We start from the raw sequence: 1,536 nt of genomic DNA, 5'->3' as shown, positions 1-1,536 counted from the left end.
GCTTGGTTTTCGCCGTTAGCTCCCACGGTGGGGAGCTTTACGGTGATGAACCGACGCCATGCTCCCCCAGGTCTCACGAACCTCTCCACAGGCTGCCACCGCGGAACTCGCGGCGGACCCAAGGTGTGGTAAATCCACGATCTTGGATAACCAAACTATACAACGATTTCGCCTCAAGTTCTGCTAGAGCTTTGATGGTTAATAAGAAATGAGTAGGTTTTTAAGCGACTGTATCAACCCCTCCCAACTCGCCCCGACCACCGGGTGGCCCGCCAATGCGTTGTGGTCAGGGATACCGAGCAGGGCCTGGACCAACCCGGAATCGCGGACATAGACCTTGGGTGACTTCACCAGGCGCTTGCCGGTATTGGCGCAAAATGGCAACAGACGGCGCACCAGAAGCAGGTCCACCAACAAGTCGATGTAGGTCGCCACCGTTGGTGAGCTGACCCCGAGCCCCGCGGCCAGGCGCGCCGCGTTGAGCAGGGTGCCCTGATTATGGGCGAGCATGGTCCAGAGCCGACCCAGGGTCGCGGCCGGTATCCGGGGACCGAACTGCGGCACGTCGCGCTCCAGGTAGGTGCGGATAAAGTTCTGACGCCAGACCAGGCTGTCAGCATCGGACGCGGCCAGCAGGCTGTCCGGAAAGCCCCCACGCAGCCACAGCCGATTCACCGCGGCAGGATCCGGGGCGGCCTCCAGGCAGTTGAGCGGGGCCAGGTCGACATATTCGATACGTCCGGCCAGGCTCTCACCCGATTGCCGCAAGAGATCCATGGAAGCCGAGCCCAGCACCAGGAAGCGGCCGGTGCGCCGCCCCCGCCGCCGGCCCTGATCGATGAGCCCGCGCAGGGTCTGGAACAGTTCCGGGACCCGGTGGATCTCGTCGAGGATGAGCAGCCGGTCCTCGTAGGCGGACAGAAAGAGCGCCGGATCGGCGAGTTTGGCCCGCTCCTGGGGTAGTTCCAAGTCCAGGTAAAGCGCCCCCGTCTGCTCGGCGATGGTCAGGGCCAGCGTGGTCTTGCCGACCTGACGCGGCCCGATCAGGGCGACCGCGGCCTGGCGGGCGAGGGCCTGCTCGACGGTCTGGAGTGCGTGGCGCGGGAACATCCTTGCAATCTTAAAGCCTCGCTTTCGATTTACAAGGAAAGCTTGGGTTTGCATCATCCCAACCGGCGATGTAGGGTTGGCTCCACCATCGTCTCGGAGCGACCCCCGATGTATCGAACACAAATCTCGCTCGACTCGGAGCAGCACCGCAGGTTAGGGGAGGAGGCCCGGCGGCTTGGAATCAGTGCGTCCGCGCTGATCCGGCGCCTGGTGACGGAGTACCTGGCGACCCCCGATCCAGACGACGAGGACCCACTCGCCGCCATTACCGGCATCGCCCACGGCGGCGGCGAACCCACAGGCCGCGAACACAACCGCGTCCTTTATGGCGACCGGCCCCGGTGAGACGGGTCTTTGGGCCTTGATCATGGTTACGGCCGTAGGGTGGACAAGCGCTAGCGCAGTCCACCGGATCCCGCTCCGCCG

2 protein-coding genes are annotated in these 1,536 nt (G+C 64.2%); one reads left to right on the top strand and one right to left on the bottom strand.

Annotation, left to right across the window (positions count from 1 at the left end; translation table 11 throughout):
• Positions 1-198: 198 nt before the first annotated feature.
• Positions 199-1,110 (bottom strand): ATP-binding protein, encoded by a 912-nt coding sequence (locus tag QZY48_RS06055; RefSeq protein ID WP_295429027.1) that lies wholly within the window; start codon positions 1,108-1,110, stop codon positions 199-201.
• A gap of 108 nt (positions 1,111-1,218) precedes the next feature.
• Here QZY48_RS06055 and QZY48_RS06050 point away from each other — a divergent pair, with 108 nt between their 5' ends.
• Complete coding sequence (locus tag QZY48_RS06050) at positions 1,219-1,455, top strand: CopG family transcriptional regulator (protein ID WP_295429025.1); 237 nt, start codon at positions 1,219-1,221, stop codon at positions 1,453-1,455.
• Positions 1,456-1,536: the final 81 nt, after the last annotated feature.

The organism is uncultured Thiodictyon sp. (genome assembly GCF_903828115.1).
GTDB lineage: Bacteria > Pseudomonadota > Gammaproteobacteria > Chromatiales > Chromatiaceae > Thiodictyon.
This window is presented reverse-complemented; position numbering and strand designations above follow the sequence as displayed.